This window comes from Nonomuraea sp. CA-141351 (genome assembly GCF_050944675.1).
Lineage (GTDB): Bacteria > Actinomycetota > Actinomycetes > Streptosporangiales > Streptosporangiaceae > Nonomuraea.
Genome location: NZ_CP191982.1, coordinates 5,830,437 through 5,850,826 on the forward strand (window position 1 = coordinate 5,830,437; position 20,390 = coordinate 5,850,826).

Below are 20,390 nucleotides of genomic sequence, written 5' to 3' on the forward strand. Positions count from 1 at the left end.
ATCAGGTCTCCTTCCAGGCGTCGATGAGGTTGGCCACGTCGCGCTCCTTGGTGGCGGTATCGGTGAGCAGTTCGGCCGCCATCCGGTAGCCCTGGTTGGCGATTAGCAGGCTGCTATGTCCCGCCTCGTACGCGTCCGTGGCCCGCTGGGCGGCCGTGTCCATCTGCTCGGCGTGGCAGTGCAGGGCGTTGGTGATGACGTGGGCGTGCTGGGCGAGCAGCTCGGCGGCGTGCTGGAGCCGCTGCAGCTCGGCCGGGTCGAGGTCGGAGGGCCTCATCTGTCCGCCTCGCACCGATACTCGAGGGCACCATCAAGGGCGTCCACCGCGACGCGGTACTGGACGCCGTCGTTGAGCAGGTGCGGCCAGTGCTGGTTGAGCTTGTCGCCGACGGCGCGGATCAGGTCGGGGGCGTGCTGGCCGGGGTCTATCGGCTCGGCCTGTTCGTCGTAGCTGGTCTGGTTCATGGTTCTCCTCAGATGGGCTGGTGGGAGGGTGCGGCCACGATCTCGAGCGTCGCCCCACAATTGCTGGCGGAATTGCTAGCAGATTTCGCCAGCGAGTCGCGTGCCGATGCGGGCACCGCCGACGTCGGCCCGGCGGCCGGCGTCGGCTCCGCGGTTCCATGCGTCGCCGTTGACCTTGACGGCGCGGGACTTGCGCAGGTTGGGATAGAGCTTGGCGAACAGCGTGTCCACGACCTCGTCGTTCTTGACGAGGACGAGTGCCGTGCTGACCTCGCCCGGCTGGTCCTTGGCGGTCTGCTCGTCGGCGGCGTGCTTCTCGGCCGCTTCGAGCTTGGCGATGGCCTCGGTGATGAAGCCGAACATCCACGAGCGGCGGTAGATGGTCGTCGACTCGCCGTTGGGGACGTGCTGCTGGTGCATGCCGCCGAGCATCTGGAGCAGCAGGCTGGGGTAGAGCAGTTCGACGCGTTCCAGGTCGTAGGCGAAGCCGACGAGTTCCACGGTCCCGACCTTGCTTCTCGGCATGCGCCTCACGACGGCGCGGCAGCGCAGGGCGTTGGCGATGCCGTGGAGGAGGGCGGCTTGTTCCTTGCTCCACGGGTCGAGGACGGCGATGGAGCGGAGTTCGGGCTTCTCCCGGCCGGACGCGAGGTAGCCGAGCCGGGCCTGGTCGATGCCGTACTTGGCGATCAGTCCCTGGGCGGCTTCCATGAACGCTTGGCGTTCGTGCTCGTTGGTGGTGCCTTCGGCCTTGGCGAGCAGCTTGCGGATCCGGTCGAACTTCTTCGCACTGGCGGTCGTGGTCACGAGGTTTCTCCGTTTCGGGGAGGGATGGGAACGGCCCCGCCTGTGGGGCGGGGCCGCTGTGGGGTTAGTAGCTAGTGGCGTTGCGGTCGTCGTCGGTGAACCCGCCACCGCCGCGCGACAGCATCCGCCCGGCCCGGGTCAGTGACTCCTCGGTCTTGTTCGAGCCGTACGACAGCGCCATGTCGGGGTCGATGCCCATCCGGCCAGCGACGGTGATGGCGTCCTGGTCGGCGGCGAGGAAGACGATCTTCCAGCCCTTCGCCCGCTGCTGGGTGATGAGCGCTTTGACCTGGGCGAGGTTGTACCGCTTGGACCAGTTCTCCTCGCCGTCCGTCTGGATGGCGAGGCTGATCTCGCCAGGCTGCTCGCCTTCGGGCATCTGGTCGAGCTGCTCGTTGATGCGGCTGATGGTGATGCCGATCGCGTCGAGCAGCGCGGTGCTGCCCGAAGGGCGCAGCTCGTAGAGCGGGACGTCGTCCAGGGCGGCGTACTCGTACACGACGCTGTGCTCGCGGGCGAAATCGTAGAGGGAGACGAGCGTCTCGGCCGGGTTGGCCTTCTGCTCCTGCAGGAGCGTCAGGAGACCGCCCTCGGCGTCGTGCTTCACCCGCGCCATGGAGCCGGAACGGTCCATGATGACGGCGAGGAGGCGGCGGTTCTGGTTGGGCATGTCGGTCCCTTTCGAGGGGGTGGAGGGTCGGCTCGGCCGTTCGGCCGGGCCGAGGGTGACGGTCAGTTGGCGAAGAGCACGCGGCCGTCGAGGACCTCGACGGTGGAGTTGATCGCGGCGGCCGCGTTGTCGATCTCGGCACGGTTGGCGTCCCAGTAGGCGGCCTCGAAGACGAAGCAGATGATGTGGCTGCCGTCCTGGTTGCGGAGGGTGCAGGCGACGGCCTGGCGGACGTCGAGGACGACGCCGGTCTTGGGGCAGGTGATCTGTCTGGTGACCATCTGCTTGAGGGCGATGCGGTTGGCGGCGGTGTCGGGGTCGAGGTCGCCGAGGATGGCGGCCATCATGTCGTGCACGTGCGGCTCCGTTCGGGTGAGGCTAGCGATTTCGCTAGCGAGATTGCAGTCCCCTATTCCCCTGCTGGGGTGGTGCGGGGGTCGGTGGGGTGTCCAGAGTTGCAGAGTCCATGCGGATCCGCAACGACTTCTGTGGGGGTCTCAGACGCTCTCAGAGCGTACGGGGATGTGGTCGGGTCGATCACCTCGGGGAACGCGGGATGAGCGCTCCTGAGACTGTCTCGGAAGCGCGTGAGCGGTCGTGCTGATCACGGGACACGCTAGCGCTCCCGCGAGCAACCACAGTTGCGCAAAGTGCGCAATGCCAGAAGACTGGAGGCGCGAATGGACACCGGCAGCGGAGGCGACGGACCCTTATGGCCAGCACAGGCAAGGCGGCAACTCGCGGCAAGGCCGTGCCCGAGGCGCAGTTCAGCGAACACGCGAAGCCAGCGCCGGCCACGACCACGAAGACGAAACCGCCAGCGACTTCGCGCCGCATCGGCAAGCCGAAGACCATGTACCCGCTCAACGTACGCGTCCCCCGCGACATGGACGAGCGCCTCACCGCCGCCGTCGAGCGCACCGGCATGGGCCCCCAGGCCATCGCCCACGAGGCGATCAACGACTACGCCACAGCGGTCGGCGTTCCCGAGGACATCCCCGTCCCCGCCAAGGAAGATCGCCCCTTCCGCGAGCGCACCCCAAAGAAACGCCGCTACGGCACCGCCGAAGAGAACGAAGACCGCCAACTCGGGGTACGCATCACTCCCCTCACCGACGCCCGCCTCACCGCAGCCTGCGACATCACCGGCAACGGCCCCCAAGACTTCGTCCAGACGGCGCTGAACATCTGGCTGCACAAGAAGAAGATCCCCTTCAGCGCCCGCCAGGACTAGCTCGCCGATGGCGGCGTCCGTACATAAGACCCCTTCGTCGTGCCCGACGGGACGAAGACTCGCGCCCGCGCCCCGGCCAGCCCTGACTGGGCTGGCGCCCAGGATCCGACGACTCCCGCCGGTGCCTTCTGCTTCTCCCAGATTGGAAAGCGATAGGCCGTCCCCGAAGGGGGAATTCACCTCCGCTGCGACGCCAGTGCGGACAGCCTGGCGGCGCGGAGCACCCTCCGAGGACGGCGTCTGCACCCCCGCCCGGGAAGGTCCTCCAGGTCAGCTCGGGCGGGGGAGTCTCTAGGTTTGCCCCGCCCACCCGGAAGGGCGGGGCAAGAGGCGCGGCGGCGGGACCGGTCGAAGGGCAGCGCCGCCGCGCCGCTTAGTAGGTGGCCCCGCACATCCGGAGGGATGCGCCCTTGGGTGTGGACTGTGCGGGGCCACCGACCCCGGTCCGCCGCCATTCGCAGGCAGGCCGGGGAGTCTATCGGGGCTCGTGAAGATCAAACGAGCCGTTGCTCATGCCTGACCGTGGCCGTTTCGGGCACTCCATTGTGAAGAGCACACCAGGCTGACGCTCAACAGCGTCCCAGTGCTCCGTGGGAACCATGCCCCCGTATTTGACCTTGACGATCGCGACGTCACAAAACACGCATACGCTCTCGTTCACGGATGGAGGTTCCTCGCGATGTGCGCCAAGCTGAATCGTCATCGCTGCTCCTCGGTGAGCCGGGCGATGAACTCGGCGATGTGCGCGCGTGGTGTGTGGCGTTCCACCCATGCGAGCAGCTCGGCGTGGGCCTTGGCGAGGACCTCGTCCAGCTCTGCGTCGGTCAGCGGCTCGCTCATCCTTCGCTCACCTGCTCAACGAGTCCGATCATCCTCAGTGCGGCGCTGGTCGCCTCGCCAGGCATGAGGCAGGCGACGTGTGTCCCGTCCAAGCGCAGCACGACGGCGGGACCGGCCTCGCCCGGCTCCTCCTCCAGGTGGAGGAGCAGCGTCGGCACGTACGACAGGCCAGCCCCTTCGAGCACCAGGGCCACGCCGCGCGCCTCGGAGCGGTGGATGAGTGGCTCTTGGGTGGCGTGGTCCTCGACGCACCACGACGGACACGCGCACTTGAGGCCCGAGGGCTGGATTGCCGGTTCGGCCTGCCGACGCCGCGTCACGGAAGCGGCGCCGGCAGGCCTGCTCGTGACGCCCGACGCGGGCGATGGTGTGGGGGTTGCGGACCCGTGACTGTCCATATCACGGACCGTAGGAATGGTCGGCCACCGACGGCTAGAAAGTTGCGACTTGTTGCGCCGATTAGTGGGCGTGGAGCTCATCTATGACGGCTTGCACCAGGCCGCGCGCGGCTGCGCCCATGAGCGCAACGCTGGCCAAGTGCCCGAACATACGGTCGTAGAGCTCAATCTCCCGGGGCCTGGTGACCTCCAGGCTGGCCGTTGGCGTCTCCAGCGTCACCAACTCGTCATCGAAGATCCAGAATCCGGCTGACGCCACACATGGCCGCTCGATCATCATAGGGATGATGCGCACCGAGACGTGCGGGTGGGACATGATCGTCAGCAGCCGCTCCAGCTGCTCCACCTGGACGGCGGCGGTCCCGAACCAGGTCCGCAGCGCCTGTTCCTCCAAGATGACGTCGAAGCGCCTGCCCGGTCCGTGAATGACGCGCTGCCGGTCCATGCGGGCATCGACGGCCGCGTGGAGGTCGTTGGGAGCGTCGAGGAACCCGAACCAGAAGGAGAGCATGGCCCGCGCGTAGTCGGCTGTCTGGAACAGGCCCGGGATGACGTTGTGCTCGTAGATGCGGAACCGCCGGGTCCGCTCGTACAGGGGGACAGGCGCCTGCATGAGCCGCTTCATGCCCGCCCGGGTCTGCCGACGCAACTCCTGGTACATCGACTGGATGGCTCGGACGGTGGCGATGAGGTCCGGCACCTGGTCGTCAGCACCGCAGATGCGGCACCAGATCCGGATCTCTTCCTCGGTGGCAATCTTCACGCCGTGTTCCATCCGGCTGACCTTGGTGAAGTGCCAGCCTGCTTGCGCGGCGAGGGCGCGGCCGGTCAGGGCCGCGCCCGTGCGTATTTCCCGTAGGCGAGTGCCGAGTTCCTCGGCGATCTGCCGGGCCGGGCTAGTGGGGCGTGTAGTCACGATGTGGGATGGCTAGCTTCCAGACCGCCTCGAAGGCGTCGCGGCAGAGGGCTATGTCTCTCGGGTCAGTGGATCCGATCTTCTCGGTGACCAGGCCGTTCCCGGCGTAAGTGAAGAACACCACCACGCGGTCGTCGAAGACGTAGAAGTCGTTCGCGGGCAGCATGGTGACGTGGCCAGGAACCGTGAGGAGTCGCCGAGGGACCCACCGGATGTCCTCGCCCGCCTCGACCATGGGGTGGGCGATGCTGTGGGACCAGCGCTGGTAGTCGCTCAGCGGCTCGGACACGAGGCGGGCCCGGCGCACCGTTCGGCCGGCGGCGGCATGCTCGCGCAGCGTCGCGCACCAGCCCTGCAGCCATTCCAGGTCGTCCGGCTCCCCCGCGGCCCACTTCGCCATGTGCGGCAGCTCGATCTCCGTGCCGTACGCCTCGCGAGTCTCGAGATGGATGGCACTATGGTCGAAGCCGGTCAGCAGCGCGTCGAACTCCTGGTCCGAGACGATCACGTGTCCGTCCGGAAGAACGGCACCAGCCTGTCCGGGATCTCGACCGCGGTCTCTCCGTCAGGGATGTTCATCTGCTTGAGGGCGTCAGGGTCGGTGACGACCCAGCCCTGCACGACCCAGCTTTCCCGGTCTGTCCGGTACAGCGTCGGCGACTGGGTCGGGTTGCTGTCCGGATCCTTCGCGACGAACGTGAGGCGCATGATCGCTCTCCTGTCGAGTTGCGGATTGTTGCGCGCCTCGATCCTCATGTGACGGTGAGGAGCCGTCAATACCCTGGGCTGCTGGAGGATGACGGAAAGGCTTCCGTCATCCGAGGACGGAGCCCGTACGATGCCTGATTGCGCCATCACTTGGGACGGCGCAGGCCCTCGGCCAGCGCGATCCGCACCAGAGCTCCCACCGTGACGCCGAAGGAGCGGGCGATCTCTGCGACCGGGCGGTTCGGGTCGGGGTAAGCGACGCGCAGTTCGGCCAACTGCTCCTCCGTGAGCGTGTGGTGCCGCGACCGGCGCGCCGTGTTCTTCGGCCGCCGCACCTTCCTCGCGCTGGCGTAGCTGACGATGGTGCCGATGCTCACGTCGAAGTCGGCCGCGATCTCGGCGACCGGGTCTCCCGCCGCGTACCGCTCCAGGAACGCCTCGATCTCCTGCGGAGTGAGCGGCTCGCCCAACTGGTCGCTCATAGCCGCGATCATACTCAGTGGCTGGCCGAACCGTAGTGGTGATCCGCCGTCTGGCCAGCGCAGTGCGCCGCCCGGCCCGAGTTCACTGCTAGCGGCCGGGCCGGTGGTTGCGGACGAAGTCCCTGTACGCCTGCCGGAACGCGGGATCGGCGAAACGTCGGGCCAGCTTGCGCCGCCGCTGCTCGATGACCTCTGGCCTGCGCCACGCTGACGATCAGCGGACTCATGCAGCAGTGCGGGAGGCCGTCGCATCGGTTGCCTCCACAGGTGGTAGCTGTGCGATTCCAGAGGCTGGGGCTAAGGAACGTAAACCCCTATATCCGACAATAAAGGAGATAAGGAGCGATTAGGCAGTTATCGGATAATTGCCAACGGCAGAGCGAACGAACTGCTCGAAAACATCGCAAAGCGCTACCCATGAGCACACAGTCATGTGACCATGGCGGGTATGAACGAGATAGTGCTTATGCTGGCCGGCGCCGTGGTGAAGACTGCTTTCAAGATATGGGTGGGCGATTCGGCTTTAGCTGAAAATGTTACGGCCGATACCACGGACTACTTTCGCGACAGAGTAACCGGGGCACTTAATCAACGAAAAGCTCGACGCTGGGTAGAAGATCTTGAGGAGCGCGTGCTTCGCCGACTTGAGGATTACATCGAAGTGGAGTTTAGGGGTATCGCAGATAATGAACGCGCTGCAGCTATAGCGGGTGTAGCCGAATCCATTACAAAAGCGGATCTCACAGATAAGGCGATATTCGAGAGAGATCTAGATGCCCTCCGGCTCAAGCGACTCATTCAAAGAAGGGACAGGAATGCGACTCGCGATCTCAGCGAGCAAGGCGCCGAAATGTATGATCAAATACTTCGCGAGGCTTGCGCTTATATAATTTCCTTAACGACCAGCCTGCCCGAGTTTAGCGCTAATTCCTTCATAGAGCTTCTGAGGCGAGACACTATCATCATTGAGAAGATAGACGAAGTCTTGGCCAGGTTGCCAGCGGCGGAAATAAAGGAGTCGGTCACAGCTGATGCGACGGTACTTGATAATGTGTTCGCAACCGCATACAAGCGACAAATAGTAGCCCGCCTGGATCATCTTCGACTTTTCGGGGTTGATACAACAGTCCGAGGGTATCCACTCACTCTTGCATACGTGAGCCTAGAGACGTCTCGAAGGATGGATCACCCCGCAGCTCTGATCTCAGAAGGCGCGAAGTCGATTGAGTCCCTCCTGAAGACTTCGTCGCGTGTTTTCGTTAGAGGGCAGGCTGGCTCAGGCAAGACGACCCTGCTGCAGTGGCTCGCTGTGAGAGCAGCTCGGGATGACTTTCCAGCCGGCCTTGAAGAATGGCGCGGCTTGGAGCCTTTCTTTATACCCTTAAGAAACTATGTAGATGCGCAACTCCCTGATGCCAGCCAGTTCGTACTACACGTTGGCCGTCATGTAGCAGATGATATGCCTGAGGGCTGGGTGGGAAGAGTTCTGGCTGCCGGTAGAGGCTTGATCCTTATTGATGGCGTTGATGAACTTCCTGAAGATCAGCACGAACGAGTTAGACAATGGCTTCACCAGCTCACCATCGACTATCCGAATTGCCGCTATGTGGTCACATCGCGCCCAGGAGCAGTACCTAGCGACTGGCTCGCGCACTCCGACATAAAGAGCACCATGCTAGCACCTATGTCTGGAGAGGCCATCAAAGGATTCGTACGTCAATGGTATGCAGCGGTGCGTAGCGAGATCATCGACGCAGAGGAGCAGAGCCTACTAAAAGGGTATGAATCAGATCTAATCCACGAAATTCTCACCAAGCGTCAGTTGGGTAATCTGGCTACAACTCCACTGCTCTGCGCCCTCATCTGTGCTCTCTATCGCGATAGGCACGCGGAGTTGCCTCACGACAAGATGGGGATTTATGATGCTGCGTTGGCCATGCTTGAACGAAGAGATCCAGAGCGCAATATTAGGCAATTGGGAACCCTAGGACGCCCAGAAAGGCGCTTAATACTACAGGATCTTGCTTTCTGGCTGCTACGCAATAAGCTTTCCGACGCTGCGATAGATAGGGTGGAGCAGCAAATTGCACGGACCAGTAGCACACTTCACAAGGTAACGATGACACCTCAAGAAATATACCGAAGTCTGCTTGTTAGGAGTGGATTGCTTCAAGAGCCTACTGTTGGAACGGTCGGCTTTATTCATAGAACCTTCCAGGAGTATCTGGCGGCTAAGTCCGCAGTTGACGGCGATTCCATTGAGGAATTGCTCGATCACGCTCTCGATCCACAGTGGAGTCAGACACTAGTGATGGCTGCTGGCCACGCTACTCCTCAACAAAGGGAACGCATATTCAAAGCTTTGCTGCGTCCTATACGAGGAGACCGCACTAAAACTCGTTCACGGGGACTCATGGCTCTCGCCTGCCTAGAAACATCTCCTCGACTGCCATCAGAAGTGCTGGAACTAGTGAAAATGGCAGCCTCTCGGCTTCTGCCTCCTCGAACTCGAGCCGATGAGCAAGTACTCATCGCTGCGGGCGATATTGCTATTGATCTCTTGTCTGATATAGATGTGTTCGACATAGAGGCTGCAGCCGGAGTACTGCGAGTGCTGCTTGGCACCAAATTCGAAGGTGCCCTGCCCATGGCAAAGCGAGTCGTTAGGCAGGTTCCGGCTGTAGCTGCTACTCCTTTTTTTGTAACATTTTGGACCTCATTTGATCCGGTCGAGTTCGCTCGCGAAGTCCTCCAACCTAACCGGGACATAATTCAAGCGCTATTAACCGCGCTACCCGAATGCGCTGACGCGTTAACCTCCCTCCACGGCATCCCACATATCCACTGCACAGCTCCCGGTGCACTTCCGGATCTACAGCCGCTTGCTCAAATGCAAGGAGTCGAGTCTCTCGAAATTAGCGCGACCGGCGTAATCGACCTCATGCCTTTTGCTGGCCGAAGGGATCTGGAAATTACTGTTTTCTTTCCGCTCGGATCAAGCGCTAGCTACAGAGAGGCCGATGGAATCTCTCCCCGGGAATCGCTGGCCTATTTCCACCGCTTTATCGTCAACCAAGAGCTTCTCGGGTCGGGCTCCAATCTGGAAATTAAACTATACTGAAGAGAGTCCTTCTAATAGACGGTTGCCTTTGTCCCGGCGGAACTTGTTCGTAGAGCTTCTGGTTTCTCATCCACGTAGCAGGATTCGAGCGCAGCGCATGACGCGGGGCGGTCCGGCGTCGCGGCCGGGCAGCGTCGGGGGCGCTATCGCGTTGCGAGCCCTCCGCCGTCGCGTTGACGGTGACGTGCGTGATCGACCTCGCGGGGAACTCGTTGGCGCGTCCGGAGCGCACATCGAGTGTGCTGCCGTCACTATTGAGGCGGGTGAACAGCTCCCCCTGGTCCAGCATGCTGCGCAGGATCCGGGCCGCATCCTCTGGAGTGACCATGGACGGCAGGCTGCGGATCAGCGCGGCCTTGACCAGGGCCAGGGAGCGCCCCCCGAAGTAGTGGATCTCGGCCAGGCCGGTCTCTCCCCGGTCGAGCAGGTCGCCGAGGGTGTGCACGTCGTTGCGGCGCAGCATGTTGTGCACGCCGGTCGGCAGCCCGGGAAGCGCCTCCTCGATGAGGGCCTCGCGCGGGCGGCCGCTGCGCCGGGCGAGCTCGTCGAGCGGCAGATGGGTGGCGTGAGTCACTGGTGTCCTTCCGAAGGGGTGGGCGAGGCGGCGGTCAGGACGTGGCGGTTCGCGTCCAGCCAGTCCGCGCTGCGGAAGCGCTGCGCGTTCTCGGGGATGACGGCGACCAGGAAGGCCAGAGCGCCGCCGGACACGGCGCCGAGGAGGGGCGGCAGCAGGCTCCGGACGAGCTCGCCGTCGCGGACGCCGAGGATCCGGTCTTCCATCAGCGTGTAGCCGTCCAGGACGACCACTCCGGCGCGCTCGCTGGCGTGGAGGAGTCTCGGGCAGGCCAGCAGGGAGAAGACCGCGCAGTCGAGGTGAAGGCCGGGTTCGAGGGAGTACGGCATGTCCTTCTCGCCGATCATGACCATCGGTCCGGTGAGCGGGTTGCCGCAGGTGCCGCACAGGCGGTCGCGCATGCCCTGGCGCTGACGGACGGAGCAGTTGATGCCGAGCGTGGCGCGGCCTTCGCCGGGGACGCAGTCGCAGATGAGGATGCGGCCGTAGACCGGGTCGAACTCGACGGTCTCTTTGCCGTCTGCCCAGTCGGCGACCCACGGGACGGGGAAGCCGCGTTCTTGGGGCAGGGCCGCGATCTGGGGCGGCATGGGAGGGAGGAGGCGCTTCATGGTTCTCCTGTGTGAAAGGGGGTGCGGCGGCCCAGGGTGGGCCACCGCGCGAGGTAAGGGATGATCAGGCGCTCGCCTCGACCGGCTCGCCTTGCTCGCCCTCCTGCTGGAGGAGCGCGGCCTGGGCGGCGGCGGCCTCCTCCTGCTCGGCGAGTTCGGCGGCGAGCTGCTCGACCTGCTCGCGCAGCCGCTGGGCCTTGCGGTCGTGCCCGGCCTTGCGGGAGGGGGCGTGGTAGCGGTCGTGCGCGTCGCGCAGCTCGTCCAGGCTGGGCTGCTTGAGCCAGTGCTGAGTGAGCTGGTGCACGATGGCGCGCACGGCCCGCTCGGTCTTGTCCGGCACGCTGACGGTGTTGTAGCGGCCGGGCCTGCCGACGTACGGTCCGTGCCTGCCGTCGGCGCTGGTGTTGGACGGGTCGTAGACGCCGTCTCCGGCGAGCGTGATGGTGTTGACGACAGGCGCGCCCGGGCGGGACCGGTAACCCTGGTCGCACTCGTACTTGCCGGTCTCGGGGTCGTCGCCGTACTGCACGCGCAGGTAGTCCGGACGGCGGCTGCCGCCGTAGGTGCTGCGGTCGTATTCGAGCGCGTCCAGGCCGATCCAGAACACGCCGACCCTGACGACGGCGTAGCGGGTGCGGCCCTTGTCGTCGTGGGAGACGTGCACGCGCAACGCCCGCGTGCCCTTTCCGCCCGGCTTGGGGACGCTGATGACGAACGAGTTGACGCCCTCGACCCGGTCGCCGTCCCGGTACGGGTCGTCGCCGAGCTGGCCGAGGATCTCCTCGAGGTCGAGCCCGCCGACCAGCTTGAGCTGGTTGAACGCCTCCATCAGCACGGCTCCGCGCGTGGGGATGTGGCCGGCTTCGCCCTGGTAGACCGGGCAGGTGGCGGGGCATTCCTGCCCGGGTTCGGTCTGGCACAGGGTGCAGGCGGCGCCCTGCTTCGGGAGGGTCTGGGAGACGTCGTACACGGCGGTGCCGACCATGGCCCGGGTGCGGCGGACGATCTCCTCGGTCTCGCCGGTCTGCGGGTTCTCGCGTTCCTCGCGCCGGTTGCCCTGGTAGAGCGACTCGATCCACACCGGGACGGCGCCGTCGCGAAGCTCACGTCCTTCGCCGTGCCACCACTTCTCGCCCTGGACGCGGGTCGCGTCGGGGTCTTGCGCCCACAGCCGCATGCTGTTGGCGAGGGTGTGCCGGTTGTAGTGCGGGAACTGGGCCGCGTACAGCCGGAACTCATCCAGCAGGGCGGGGTTGTCGCGGATCGCCGCGGCGGCGATCTGGGCGGACGCGGCAGCCCAGGAGTTGCCGAGAAGCTGCCGCTCGCGCCAGGCGGCCCATTCTTCTTCGGTCATCTTGGTGGCGCGGCCGACCTTGGGGCGCTCGATCGGGGGACGAATCATGTCATACCTTTCAGCTAGCGATTCCGCTAGCGGATGGAGGTGGGCCTGCTGGGGGCCCATCCGGTAGTTACTGGATGCGAGCAATGACGTCGCCGTGGCAGGTGACGACGGTGGCTTATTTTTCACACTGATGCGACACTTGGCCCATGAATGACTACGGAGAGTCCGCCAGCAAACCCGCCTTATTCGGTCGGCCTTTACGCCGGTGGATCATGACTGTCTTATTTGCCGTTGTGGCTGTACATGCGGCGACGTGGGGAACCGAGAAGCATGGGATCGCGGTAGGTATTGTTGTTGGGCTGTTTTACGGAGCTCTTGCGGTGGCTGGTTGGGTTCCGCGGTTCGAACTGCAGCGCTGGGCCCAGCAACATCCCGTACTGGATCTGGCCCTCTTTCCCCTCGCGCTGTTCAGCGGGTTGTCCCTCTTCACGCCGCTTCCCCTTGTTCTGTGCCTTGCCCTCACGGCTACCGGCTCGATAGTCATGTTTGGACTTGCGTGGCTCGTTCGCCGGTATCGCAAACCCTCTAATCGGGCAGAGTTGCAAGGTCCGCCCTGTTAGCGGTGCGGCATTTTGCCGCTGCACGGTTTTGGACGTTCAAGTCGATAGCGATTCCGATAGCGAGATGGTGCTAGTGGCCAGAGTTGGCGCAGGCGGGCTGTCCGCTCTTGGTGCGGGTGGTGGCGTGGGCGTCGCAGGAGCGGCAGGTGGCCCGCTGGCGGATCATGGCGACCGCGTTGGTGATCCCGCTGCACGCTTCGGCGAACAGCCGCTGCTTGCACGCGCTGTCGGCGTCGCCGAGGGTGGGGACCTGCTCGAAGGCGAGCCGCTCGTCGACGGCCGCGCGGGAGGCCGGAAGGAGGATCTCCTGCACGTCGTCGCGGGTGAGGCCGTACGCGTCGGAGTCGTCGAAGCCCTCGGCCGCGACATGCACGGCGCACACGACCGCCCTGGCGAGCGAGCGCCGCTCGTCCAGGACAGGCCGCCCAACCTCGTAGTGCCTCACCGGGCGGCCGGCGTCGTAGTCGACGGCGACGGCGGCGGCCGGGTCGGCTGGGGCGACCTCGTGGAACTCGTCGCCGCCGAAATCGTCGGCGGCGGGGTCGCCCTCGCCGACGACGAGCCATCCGTGCTGGTCGAGCCGCTCGGCCACGTAGGGGGCGGGCTCGTCGGCGGGGACGCCGGTGTCGATGACGGCGGCGACGCGGTTAGTGGGGGCGAGTTCCAGCGTGCCGTCCTCGTCGCAGGTGGGCTCGGCCTCGGTGATGACCACGATGTGGTTGCCGGTGACGGGCTCACCGGTGAGGGTGTGCCAGTTGCCCGCCTCGCCGGTGGCGTGTGCGAGGTAGCGGGTTCCGCGGGGCGGGAGGAGGATCCAGCCTTCGGCGTCGAGCTCTTTGCGTAGTCTCGGCAGGAAGTCGTCCAGGGTGCCGTCGAGGTCGGCGATGTAGCAGGTGTCGCCGACCTCCAGCGCGTCGACCTGGCTGTAGTGGTCGCCGGGGGCGTAGAAGTCGGCCGGGGCGTCGGTGCCGTAGAAGTGGGCCATCCAGACGGGGCCAAAGTCGCCCGGCTCCGCCTTGCGGTCGATGGCGAAGTGCTTGATCTCGATCTGCCCGTTGGCGGGGTTGGTGCGGGTGTAGAGCCTGGTTTCCATGCCGCTCCTTTGTGGGCGTTTCCGCTGGTCAGCTGGGGTTTCGGGTGGTGCGGACGACCAGAGTTGCAGAGTCGCTCAAGATTCGCAACGACTTCCGGAGGGAAGATCCACGAAACCCCCGGGAGCGTCTCAGATCCACGGAGAGCGCACGAACTACCCACCGCACCCCATGACCTCCGAACCATGATGAAAGCTGTCAGCGACCAGCAGAGAGCTGAAACCCGCTGACGAAAGCGCTAGCGGGAGCGCTGCAGCAAGCGATACACCGTGCCCTGCTGCCCGCGCAGCACCTCACGAATGAGAACGCCCTCCTCCGTCAGCGTTTTCACCGCCCGCGTGAACAATCCTCTGGACGACGGCTGCACGGCGTTGACAGCCTCAAGGAGCACTCCGTACCGCTCTCCCGCTGGCGAATCTGCAAGCACGTTGACGATCGCGCCACGCACGGCTTCCATCCGGTGCCGGCCGGGCAGCTCATGCACGATCGGTGCGCCGTCCGCCCAGCGCGGCACGACCACGATCCGCGCTGGAGCGAGACGCTCCCGCCAAACCTCGATCCGCTCAACGACCGTCATGAGCAGCCGTCTGCGGTCTTCTACCGGCAGGATGTCCCATTCTTGGATGAGTCCTTCGATCACGGGGGCGGCGTCGCGGGCATCGAGCTGCGTCTCTTCCGGCTCCTGCAGGCCCTCAAGCAGGTCCTCGAGCCGCCGCATGATCGCGTCACGCTCGGCGTAGAGCCGATCTCGTGCTGGCACGTAATCCTTCTCGAAGATGATGCCGCGTGACAGGAGATCGGTCTGCCTGGCCAGATCGGCGTCTACTCGTGCGAGATCGCGTTCCAGCCGCACTGATTCAGGCTCAACGGGGGCTTGTGGAGCCACGTGTGCGTTCGCGGCGGCGCTCTCGATGGCGTCTGACCAGTCCTTGAGGACCTCCAACACGGCATCCTGCACCAACGATCGTTGGACGAACACGCTCGTGCATTTCACCCCGTTTGTTTTCGCTCCTTGCCGGATCCTCGCCCCACAGAGGTAGCCCGGCAGACCGCCTTTCGTGGTCATGTGCATGCCCCCGCCACAATGACCGCAGGTGATGAATCCGGAAAACGGGTGCAGGGGTGTGCGGTCCTTTCGCGGCTGGGCCTTCATCTCTTGGCGGGCTTCGCCGTACGCCTCCCACGTCTCCTGCGTGATCACCGGCTGATGCGCGCCCGGGAACAGCACCCTCTGCCTGCATGCCGACGCTTTCCCGCATCTGCATTCCGGATCATGAACGCTGATGAACCCGGCGCCGAAGCCACGGTCGAGCATCCACCCGAACTCGCTCTCCCCCCATTCGGCTCCCCCGGGTGTCCGGATGCCCTGACAGTTGAGCCGTACCGCCCCCTTGTAGAAGCTGCGCTCCTTTAGCCACCACTCGTAGCTGTCGGCGAGGACCTGCGCCATGCCCGTTGCGATGTCCGGCTCGTAGCGTTCAGGGCCATCCGCGGGGTTGGGGAGCGTCCGGTCGTGGAACAGCGGGTGGGGCTGCCGGCCCCGGCGCATGTACCCGAAGTAGTTGCCGCCGAGAGGCGGGAGGCCGCGTTTGAGCCGGTTCTGGAACGCCTCCCCCCACCGCGCACCGACGAGATCCGAGTAGTAGGCCGCGAACTCGAAGTGGATACCCCGGGCAAGCCTGCCGGACGGGGTGCGCGCGTCGACCTCCTCGGTCGCGGACAGCAGTTCGCCGCCAGCCCGTTCGATCCGGCCCAGGTGGATCGGGTTGCCTTCGCGGTCTCGGCCGAATCGGGAGAACTCCCAGACGATGATGGCGTACGCCTTGCCGTGCTCGATGGCCTCGACGGCGATCTTGATGTCGCGGTTGAAGTTCCGGCCGGTGACGTCCAGCTCGATGATCCAGCCGCCCCGGGGCCACTCCCCGTCCGGGATGTAGTAGCCCTTGCGGGCGGCGCATGCGCGGATGGCGTCCATCTGAATCTCGGGTGAGATCTTCTCCCCCAGCATCATGGACACCCTGACGTAGCCGATGGCCGGAAGGAGCTTCTGCTCGTTGACCAGGGCGGATGGCGCTAACGCCCCCATAGTTCACTCGTTTCATGATTCCGAGTGATGCGTTCAAGGACGGCTTCTAAGGCTACAGCGACTGAACCGTCTGGACCATGCGCCACGGAAACTCTCACTCCCCTGCCGTTCTGCGCCCAGATTAGAGCAACAGCCCGGCGGCCACGGACTCCCCACGCGATGCCGGGGCGGTCGCGCTCTCGAGAACTCTCCCACTCACATGCCTGGAAGGCCGGGATTGCGAGTAATCGCGCGGCTTGATCGCCGACATCACGTCAGCGTCACGGCACGGCGACGGGGGTGGAGGTAACGATGAGGGTGTAACGACCAGGGGCCGCCCCATGGCCTCAAGCGGTCACCGCAAATGTCTCTGATCCCCGAGAAGAGGAGACAACCATGCAGATCAAACGGAACTCCATCATCCTCGGAGCCGCGCTCTACGCCGCCTTCGCGCTCTGGCCTGCAGGCGCGCAAGCCTCGCCCGTTCCGACCTCGGACGCCCAAGCGACCGTGACGACAGCTGCGTCAGACCCCACCCCGTACCAGAAGGGCTACGACAGAGGGCGCACGGAAGGGTACTCGCAGGGAGAATCGCGAGCCCTGAACTACTGCGTTCAGGAACCGTTCGGGCCTACCGTAACGGCCAGCGAGGACGCCTACGGGGTCGGCTACAAGGAAGCCTTCCAACTGTCCTACGGCAGAGGATTCGAGGACGGCTTCGCAAAATACTGCAGGCCCGCATAGCAGGAGGGCAGCGATCAGGCCCCACACTCTCAAGATGGCGGGGCCCTGATCATTGCAGCGACGAACCGACGGCCTTCCGGAACCAGCCGATGCGCGAGACTGGCGAGTAAGGGGATCTGCTGGTCCGATCCCCGAGGAGTTGGCCAAGGAGTACGGGCTGATCCCGGACACGCGCCCGGCGCCACCTCCGCCCCCTGGCGGCAGCGAGCCCGCGCATGGGTGCACAGCAGGGTCCTGGGCCTCCGCCTTCGGGTCGCCGCGAAGATCGGCGGCACCAGCCGAGAGGTCATCGAAGAGGCCGGCGAGCTATGGTGACGCTCGAGATCCGCGTGACTTTCGTGGCTCACCTACGGACCACGGACGCGCCCACCGCCGAGGAACTCGCCGCCGGCACCCAGCTGATCTTTGCGGGAGACGAGAGCACCCGAGACCCGCCGCCTCGAGGTCGTCACTCAGTCGGACGACAGCAAGACCGTGTGAGAGGTGCCGGTGACGCACGAGCCGACCGAACACCTGCGCCGACGTCCACTACACGCGGCTCGCGCGTCCGCGATGAGGTAACACCCACGAGCTCGGCGGCGATCTGGGAAGAGCGTGACACGACGTATTATCGCCGCGCCGAAGAGTAGCGCACAGACCGATGGAGACCTGAGAATGAAGCTCGCGCTCACAGCCGCGGCCACTGTGCTCGTCACGGCTGCGCTCGTCCTCGGCATCCTCTACGCCGCAGGAATGCTCACGCTCTCTGGCGTGCCGAACGCCATCACCGAGGCATGCCGGACGTTCCTGGCTGCCTACGACGACGCTGATGCCCAAGCTCAGCATGCACGGCAGGGCCACCTCGACACCGAGTGGGCAGACGCAGGCCCCACCGCCTCGAGCGAATGGCAGACCAAGCACCAGGCCGCACTCGAAGCCGCCGCCCTCGACGTTCAGGACGTCAAGGGCGAGTGGGCGGACGTTGCCTGGCAGCTCGTCAACGCGGCTACCGTCATGAAGCCCGAGGCGCTCACCTCCATGGTCGACCGCGCGCCCGCACTCCAGGGAGCACACGCCGCCTGCCTCGGAAGGTGAGGTGGCGGCAAGCTAAGAGCGGCTGCGCCTTGGCTTGTCCGTCGTGGGCCAGCAGCGCCACGTATTCGGCGCCCGCTGCTGCACGGGCCAGGCGGTGACGAGCTGCCGTTTTGCCGATGAGCGGACGTTCCGGCACGTACACGTTCCGCTGTTCTCTGACGGTTCGGTCGGGGTTGTGGATGGGGACCGGTACCAGGATGATCACGGTTCGTGACGAGAATCGAACGAGTGGGACAGCCGGGGTGGTACGGGCCGCTGGCCTGCGCCGGCGCGACAGGGCCGGTCTACGTTGTATGCGGTACGACGTCGGGATCCGTCCTGCGTGCGGTCGACCTGGACGGCCGGTTACGCTGGAGCCGGTCCGTTGGCGCGCTGAGCGGCCAGATGCGCGTCGCGCCGGACGGTGGTGTCTGGCTGGCCGACGACGCCGCGCTCGTGGAGACGACGGTACAGGGTGCGCCGGGTCGGCGGGTGGATCTCTCGCGTGCGCCTGATGAGCGGATCGGGACGTTCGTCGTTCTGCCCGATGGGTTCGTCGTGGCGTGGCGGAGCAACCCGTACCGCAGCGTGCGCGTCGAGCGCACCGATGGATCGGGCGCGAGACGCTGGTCGGCCGAGTTGCCCGATGTGCATCTGTCTCATGAGGGCGTCGTCGAGATGAGCGCGGCGAACGGCTGGCGTGCCGAACCCATGCCGCCGTGGCGGCCGCGGGATCTGGCTCCAGAGCGCCGAGCCGGGCTGCTCGTTTCGGCGGACCGGGTACTGGCCACCTACACCGAGTGGTCCAGCGGTATCGGCATGGGCTTCTGCCTCGACCTGGCGACCGGGGACCTGGTCTGGGTGACGCCGCCGCACCCGACAGGGGAACGGGCGATCGCCGGGCCGGGCGGTTTCCTGGTCGGCAGCCAGGGGTATGGCGCGTTCTCGACACGGTTGTACGACCGGGACGGCGCGACGGTGGCCGAGTGGCCCAGCCACGGTGGCCTGCTGGTCAGCAGCCGGGGCAGGATCCGCGTCGTCGAAATGGACAATGACCTGTCCTCGGCCCGGAGGGTCCGGCGGCTGCATCGAGACGGCAGCATGACCGATGGCCCGTACCTACCCGGCCACTACACCGTCGGCCCGGTGCTGAGCGGCGACGGCCGGGCCGCGTTCTGGCGCGACGGCAAGCTCCACATCATCGATGCTGACCTTTCCGTCCACGTCTTGTGCGAGGGAGAAGGGGAAGGCGTCGACCGGATGCTGCTGTTGGAGGGCGGACGGCTGTTCTTCGTCCTCACCACAGACTGGGCCAAGGGCGATGGCAGCCTCGTCATCGCCGACACCGATCTGGCTCCGCTGGACACCGGCGTGTGGCCCTGCGGCGAGAGCGATCTGCACGCCAATCCTGTCCGCTGCTGGTAGGAGCAGAGGCTGGGAGTTTCAGGGCCCGCTCGTGCCGATGTGCGCGCACGTCCGTACGGTTTGCCGAAGTGGTTGTTACGTACCACGCTGCGGTCTGTTCCGATGCATCACGACGTGCTCGGAATGGCGACTCTCCGTCGGGACGGATTTGTGGCCGGCCGATGAGTTTGGGATGCTGCGCCGGTCTGTCTACCGACACCACCCGACTCGAAGGGATCACCGCGATGGCAAAGGTCATCTCTACGCTGTTCATCTCGGCCGACGGTGTGGCCGAGATCGATCCCGATTGGCACTTCCCGTACTTCGACGAGAACATGGGCCGTGCCGTCGGCGAGGACTATGACACCGCTGACGTGCTGCTGATCGGTCGCGAGACCTACGACAGCTTCGCCGGAGCGTGGCCCGGCCGTGAGGCGGCGGGTGGAGACGACGCACCGTTCGCCAAGCAACTGGGGGACGTGCGCAAGGTGGTCGTCTCGCGCCAGCCGCTGGAGTTCTCCTGGCGCAACTCCGAGCTGATCACGGGCGATCTCCTCGATGCCGTCACCTCGCTCAAGGCCGATGCCGGCATTAGAGGCATCCTCATCCCCGGCTCAATCTCCGTGGTGCAGCAGCTGCTCGCCGCGGGGCTGGTCGACGAGCTGCGCCTGCTGGTCCACCCGGTGGCGGCGCGTAAGGGCCGCAGGCTGTTCGACGACGGCGACGCGCCGTACCACCTGAGGATGACGGCGACGGAGGCGTTTCCGACGGGCGTGATCCGCGTGATCTACTCGCCGGCCGAGGCACCCACCAAGGTCGGCTACGACGAGGTCAAGGACCAGGTGCCCGGCGGGGAATAGCCGCCTTCTCGGGGAGGATCGCCGCAACGGCGCCACATCCGCCGGTCGGCGATGTGATCGTCCGATAGCGCCCCACGTGGGCGCGATCTGCGGACAAGCACCTCACCTACCGGCGATTGCGGGAGCCGAGTCTGTATGAGGTCGACCGGTAGCTGCCATTCGGGCGGAGCAAGGACAACCGGTTCCGTGCACTGTCATGCCGCTTGCCGTGCGCTCGGTCCGAGTCCGGCGACCACGCGGTCGCGGCAGATGAGTGCAGTGGCGGCCCGCCACGTTGGTCGACAGGAAAGTTTGGCGGGCCGCGTTCGGGTTGGTAACGTTCCCGGAGCCGTGACACCGCGCAAGGAGGTGAGACCCATGAACGCTGTACGCACGTGGGTGCTCC

The 20,390-nt window shown here is 65.4% G+C and carries 22 protein-coding genes; 6 read left to right on the plus strand and 16 right to left on the minus strand.

What is annotated here, in order from left to right:
* Position 1 precedes the first annotated feature (1 nt).
* The 5 genes from ACQPWU_RS27680 to ACQPWU_RS27700 all read right to left on the minus strand — a co-directional run bounded on the left by ACQPWU_RS27680 (position 2) and on the right by ACQPWU_RS27700 (position 2,298).
* Positions 2–277 carry a hypothetical protein gene (locus ACQPWU_RS27680; RefSeq protein WP_433444635.1) on the minus strand — a complete coding sequence of 92 codons (276 nt, stop codon included), beginning with the start codon at positions 275–277 and terminating at the stop codon, positions 2–4.
* The gene (locus ACQPWU_RS27685) at positions 274–465 is read right to left on the minus strand and encodes a hypothetical protein (RefSeq protein WP_433444636.1); all 192 of its coding nucleotides are present in this window, start codon (positions 463–465) and stop codon (positions 274–276) included. Before ACQPWU_RS27685 ends, ACQPWU_RS27680 begins: the two co-directional genes overlap by 4 nt.
* 75 nt (positions 466–540) lie before the next feature.
* Positions 541–1,272: a DUF2786 domain-containing protein gene (locus ACQPWU_RS27690; protein WP_433444637.1), complete on the minus strand. Its 732-nt coding sequence runs from the start codon at positions 1,270–1,272 to the stop codon at positions 541–543.
* Positions 1,273–1,336: 64 nt separating this feature from the next.
* Complete coding sequence (locus ACQPWU_RS27695; protein WP_433444638.1) at positions 1,337–1,942, minus strand: hypothetical protein; 606 nt, start codon at positions 1,940–1,942, stop codon at positions 1,337–1,339.
* A gap of 62 nt (positions 1,943–2,004) precedes the next feature.
* Complete coding sequence (locus ACQPWU_RS27700; RefSeq protein ID WP_433444639.1) at positions 2,005–2,298, minus strand: hypothetical protein; 294 nt, start codon at positions 2,296–2,298, stop codon at positions 2,005–2,007.
* A gap of 356 nt (positions 2,299–2,654) precedes the next feature.
* Here ACQPWU_RS27700 and ACQPWU_RS27705 point away from each other — a divergent pair, with 356 nt between their 5' ends.
* On the plus strand, positions 2,655–3,176 hold the full coding sequence (locus ACQPWU_RS27705; RefSeq protein WP_433444640.1) for a hypothetical protein: 522 nt from the start codon (positions 2,655–2,657) through the stop codon (positions 3,174–3,176).
* 699 nt (positions 3,177–3,875) lie between these two features.
* Here the strand turns inward: ACQPWU_RS27705 and ACQPWU_RS27710 are convergent.
* From ACQPWU_RS27710 to ACQPWU_RS27735, 6 genes are all read right to left on the minus strand, one after another.
* A complete protein-coding gene (locus ACQPWU_RS27710) occupies positions 3,876–4,016 on the minus strand; it encodes a hypothetical protein (protein WP_433444641.1) in 141 nt (46 codons plus the stop codon).
* Positions 4,013–4,495, minus strand: coding sequence for a DUF6907 domain-containing protein (locus ACQPWU_RS27715; RefSeq protein ID WP_433444642.1), 483 nt, complete (start codon positions 4,493–4,495; stop codon positions 4,013–4,015). The genes ACQPWU_RS27710 and ACQPWU_RS27715 overlap by 4 nt, the downstream gene beginning before the upstream one ends.
* The gene (locus ACQPWU_RS27720) at positions 4,476–5,330 is read right to left on the minus strand and encodes a helix-turn-helix domain-containing protein (RefSeq protein WP_433444643.1); all 855 of its coding nucleotides are present in this window, start codon (positions 5,328–5,330) and stop codon (positions 4,476–4,478) included. The genes ACQPWU_RS27715 and ACQPWU_RS27720 overlap by 20 nt, the downstream gene beginning before the upstream one ends.
* Positions 5,311–5,838 (minus strand): DUF6879 family protein, encoded by a 528-nt coding sequence (locus tag ACQPWU_RS27725; protein ID WP_433444644.1) that lies wholly within the window; start codon positions 5,836–5,838, stop codon positions 5,311–5,313. The genes ACQPWU_RS27720 and ACQPWU_RS27725 overlap by 20 nt, the downstream gene beginning before the upstream one ends.
* On the minus strand, positions 5,835–6,038 hold the full coding sequence (locus ACQPWU_RS27730; RefSeq protein WP_433444645.1) for a hypothetical protein: 204 nt from the start codon (positions 6,036–6,038) through the stop codon (positions 5,835–5,837). The genes ACQPWU_RS27725 and ACQPWU_RS27730 overlap by 4 nt, the downstream gene beginning before the upstream one ends.
* Positions 6,039–6,184: 146 nt before the next feature.
* Positions 6,185–6,520 carry a hypothetical protein gene (locus ACQPWU_RS27735; protein ID WP_433444646.1) on the minus strand — a complete coding sequence of 112 codons (336 nt, stop codon included), beginning with the start codon at positions 6,518–6,520 and terminating at the stop codon, positions 6,185–6,187.
* A gap of 448 nt (positions 6,521–6,968) precedes the next feature.
* Between ACQPWU_RS27735 and ACQPWU_RS27740 the strand changes: the two genes are divergently transcribed.
* Positions 6,969–9,641: an NACHT domain-containing protein gene (locus ACQPWU_RS27740; RefSeq protein WP_433444647.1), complete on the plus strand. Its 2,673-nt coding sequence runs from the start codon at positions 6,969–6,971 to the stop codon at positions 9,639–9,641.
* Here ACQPWU_RS27740 and ACQPWU_RS27745 read toward each other — a convergent pair.
* The 5 genes from ACQPWU_RS27745 to ACQPWU_RS27765 all read right to left on the minus strand — a co-directional run bounded on the left by ACQPWU_RS27745 (position 9,628) and on the right by ACQPWU_RS27765 (position 15,965).
* Positions 9,628–10,215 carry a hypothetical protein gene (locus ACQPWU_RS27745; protein ID WP_433444648.1) on the minus strand — a complete coding sequence of 196 codons (588 nt, stop codon included), beginning with the start codon at positions 10,213–10,215 and terminating at the stop codon, positions 9,628–9,630. The genes ACQPWU_RS27740 and ACQPWU_RS27745 overlap by 14 nt on opposite strands.
* On the minus strand, positions 10,212–10,826 hold the full coding sequence (locus ACQPWU_RS27750) for a hypothetical protein (protein WP_433444649.1): 615 nt from the start codon (positions 10,824–10,826) through the stop codon (positions 10,212–10,214). The genes ACQPWU_RS27745 and ACQPWU_RS27750 overlap by 4 nt, the downstream gene beginning before the upstream one ends.
* Positions 10,827–10,890: 64 nt before the next feature.
* A complete protein-coding gene (locus tag ACQPWU_RS27755) occupies positions 10,891–12,228 on the minus strand; it encodes a hypothetical protein (protein WP_433444650.1) in 1,338 nt (445 codons plus the stop codon).
* Between the two features lie 630 nt (positions 12,229–12,858).
* Positions 12,859–13,881, minus strand: a complete 1,023-nt coding sequence (locus ACQPWU_RS27760; protein WP_433444651.1) for a hypothetical protein — start codon at positions 13,879–13,881, stop codon at positions 12,859–12,861.
* A 236-nt stretch (positions 13,882–14,117) separates the two neighbouring features.
* Positions 14,118–15,965, minus strand: a complete 1,848-nt coding sequence (locus ACQPWU_RS27765; RefSeq protein ID WP_433444652.1) for a recombinase family protein — start codon at positions 15,963–15,965, stop codon at positions 14,118–14,120.
* A 375-nt stretch (positions 15,966–16,340) separates the two neighbouring features.
* Here ACQPWU_RS27765 and ACQPWU_RS27770 point away from each other — a divergent pair, with 375 nt between their 5' ends.
* The 4 genes from ACQPWU_RS27770 (at position 16,341) to ACQPWU_RS27785 (ending at position 20,005) form a co-directional block, all read left to right on the plus strand.
* A complete protein-coding gene (locus ACQPWU_RS27770) occupies positions 16,341–16,688 on the plus strand; it encodes a hypothetical protein (protein ID WP_433444653.1) in 348 nt (115 codons plus the stop codon).
* Positions 16,689–17,342: 654 nt separating this feature from the next.
* Positions 17,343–17,762: a hypothetical protein gene (locus ACQPWU_RS27775; RefSeq protein WP_433444654.1), complete on the plus strand. Its 420-nt coding sequence runs from the start codon at positions 17,343–17,345 to the stop codon at positions 17,760–17,762.
* 210 nt (positions 17,763–17,972) lie between these two features.
* Positions 17,973–19,166, plus strand: a complete 1,194-nt coding sequence (locus tag ACQPWU_RS27780; protein WP_433444655.1) for a hypothetical protein — start codon at positions 17,973–17,975, stop codon at positions 19,164–19,166.
* A gap of 224 nt (positions 19,167–19,390) precedes the next feature.
* Positions 19,391–20,005, plus strand: a complete 615-nt coding sequence (locus tag ACQPWU_RS27785; protein WP_433444656.1) for a dihydrofolate reductase family protein — start codon at positions 19,391–19,393, stop codon at positions 20,003–20,005.
* The last annotated feature ends 385 nt before the right edge of the window (positions 20,006–20,390 follow it).

Coding starts and splice junctions, on each gene's coding strand:
- ACQPWU_RS27710 (WP_433444641.1), bottom strand. CDS start 4,016: ATGAGCGAGCCGCTGACCGACGCAGAGCTGGACGAGGTCCTCGCCAAG.
- ACQPWU_RS27730 (WP_433444645.1), bottom strand. CDS start 6,038: ATGCGCCTCACGTTCGTCGCGAAGGATCCGGACAGCAACCCGACCCAG.
- ACQPWU_RS27770 (WP_433444653.1), top strand. CDS start 16,341: ATGCAGATCAAACGGAACTCCATCATCCTCGGAGCCGCGCTCTACGCC.
- ACQPWU_RS27685 (WP_433444636.1), bottom strand. CDS start 465: ATGAACCAGACCAGCTACGACGAACAGGCCGAGCCGATAGACCCCGGC.
- ACQPWU_RS27740 (WP_433444647.1), top strand. CDS start 6,969: ATGAACGAGATAGTGCTTATGCTGGCCGGCGCCGTGGTGAAGACTGCT.
- ACQPWU_RS27755 (WP_433444650.1), bottom strand. CDS start 12,228: ATGATTCGTCCCCCGATCGAGCGCCCCAAGGTCGGCCGCGCCACCAAG.
- ACQPWU_RS27775 (WP_433444654.1), top strand. CDS start 17,343: ATGAAGCTCGCGCTCACAGCCGCGGCCACTGTGCTCGTCACGGCTGCG.
- ACQPWU_RS27765 (WP_433444652.1), bottom strand. CDS start 15,965: ATGGGGGCGTTAGCGCCATCCGCCCTGGTCAACGAGCAGAAGCTCCTT.
- ACQPWU_RS27785 (WP_433444656.1), top strand. CDS start 19,391: ATGGCAAAGGTCATCTCTACGCTGTTCATCTCGGCCGACGGTGTGGCC.
- ACQPWU_RS27705 (WP_433444640.1), top strand. CDS start 2,655: ATGGCCAGCACAGGCAAGGCGGCAACTCGCGGCAAGGCCGTGCCCGAG.
- ACQPWU_RS27715 (WP_433444642.1), bottom strand. CDS start 4,495: ATGAGCTCCACGCCCACTAATCGGCGCAACAAGTCGCAACTTTCTAGC.
- ACQPWU_RS27750 (WP_433444649.1), bottom strand. CDS start 10,826: ATGAAGCGCCTCCTCCCTCCCATGCCGCCCCAGATCGCGGCCCTGCCC.
- ACQPWU_RS27695 (WP_433444638.1), bottom strand. CDS start 1,942: ATGCCCAACCAGAACCGCCGCCTCCTCGCCGTCATCATGGACCGTTCC.
- ACQPWU_RS27680 (WP_433444635.1), bottom strand. CDS start 277: ATGAGGCCCTCCGACCTCGACCCGGCCGAGCTGCAGCGGCTCCAGCAC.
- ACQPWU_RS27735 (WP_433444646.1), bottom strand. CDS start 6,520: ATGAGCGACCAGTTGGGCGAGCCGCTCACTCCGCAGGAGATCGAGGCG.
- ACQPWU_RS27760 (WP_433444651.1), bottom strand. CDS start 13,881: ATGGAAACCAGGCTCTACACCCGCACCAACCCCGCCAACGGGCAGATC.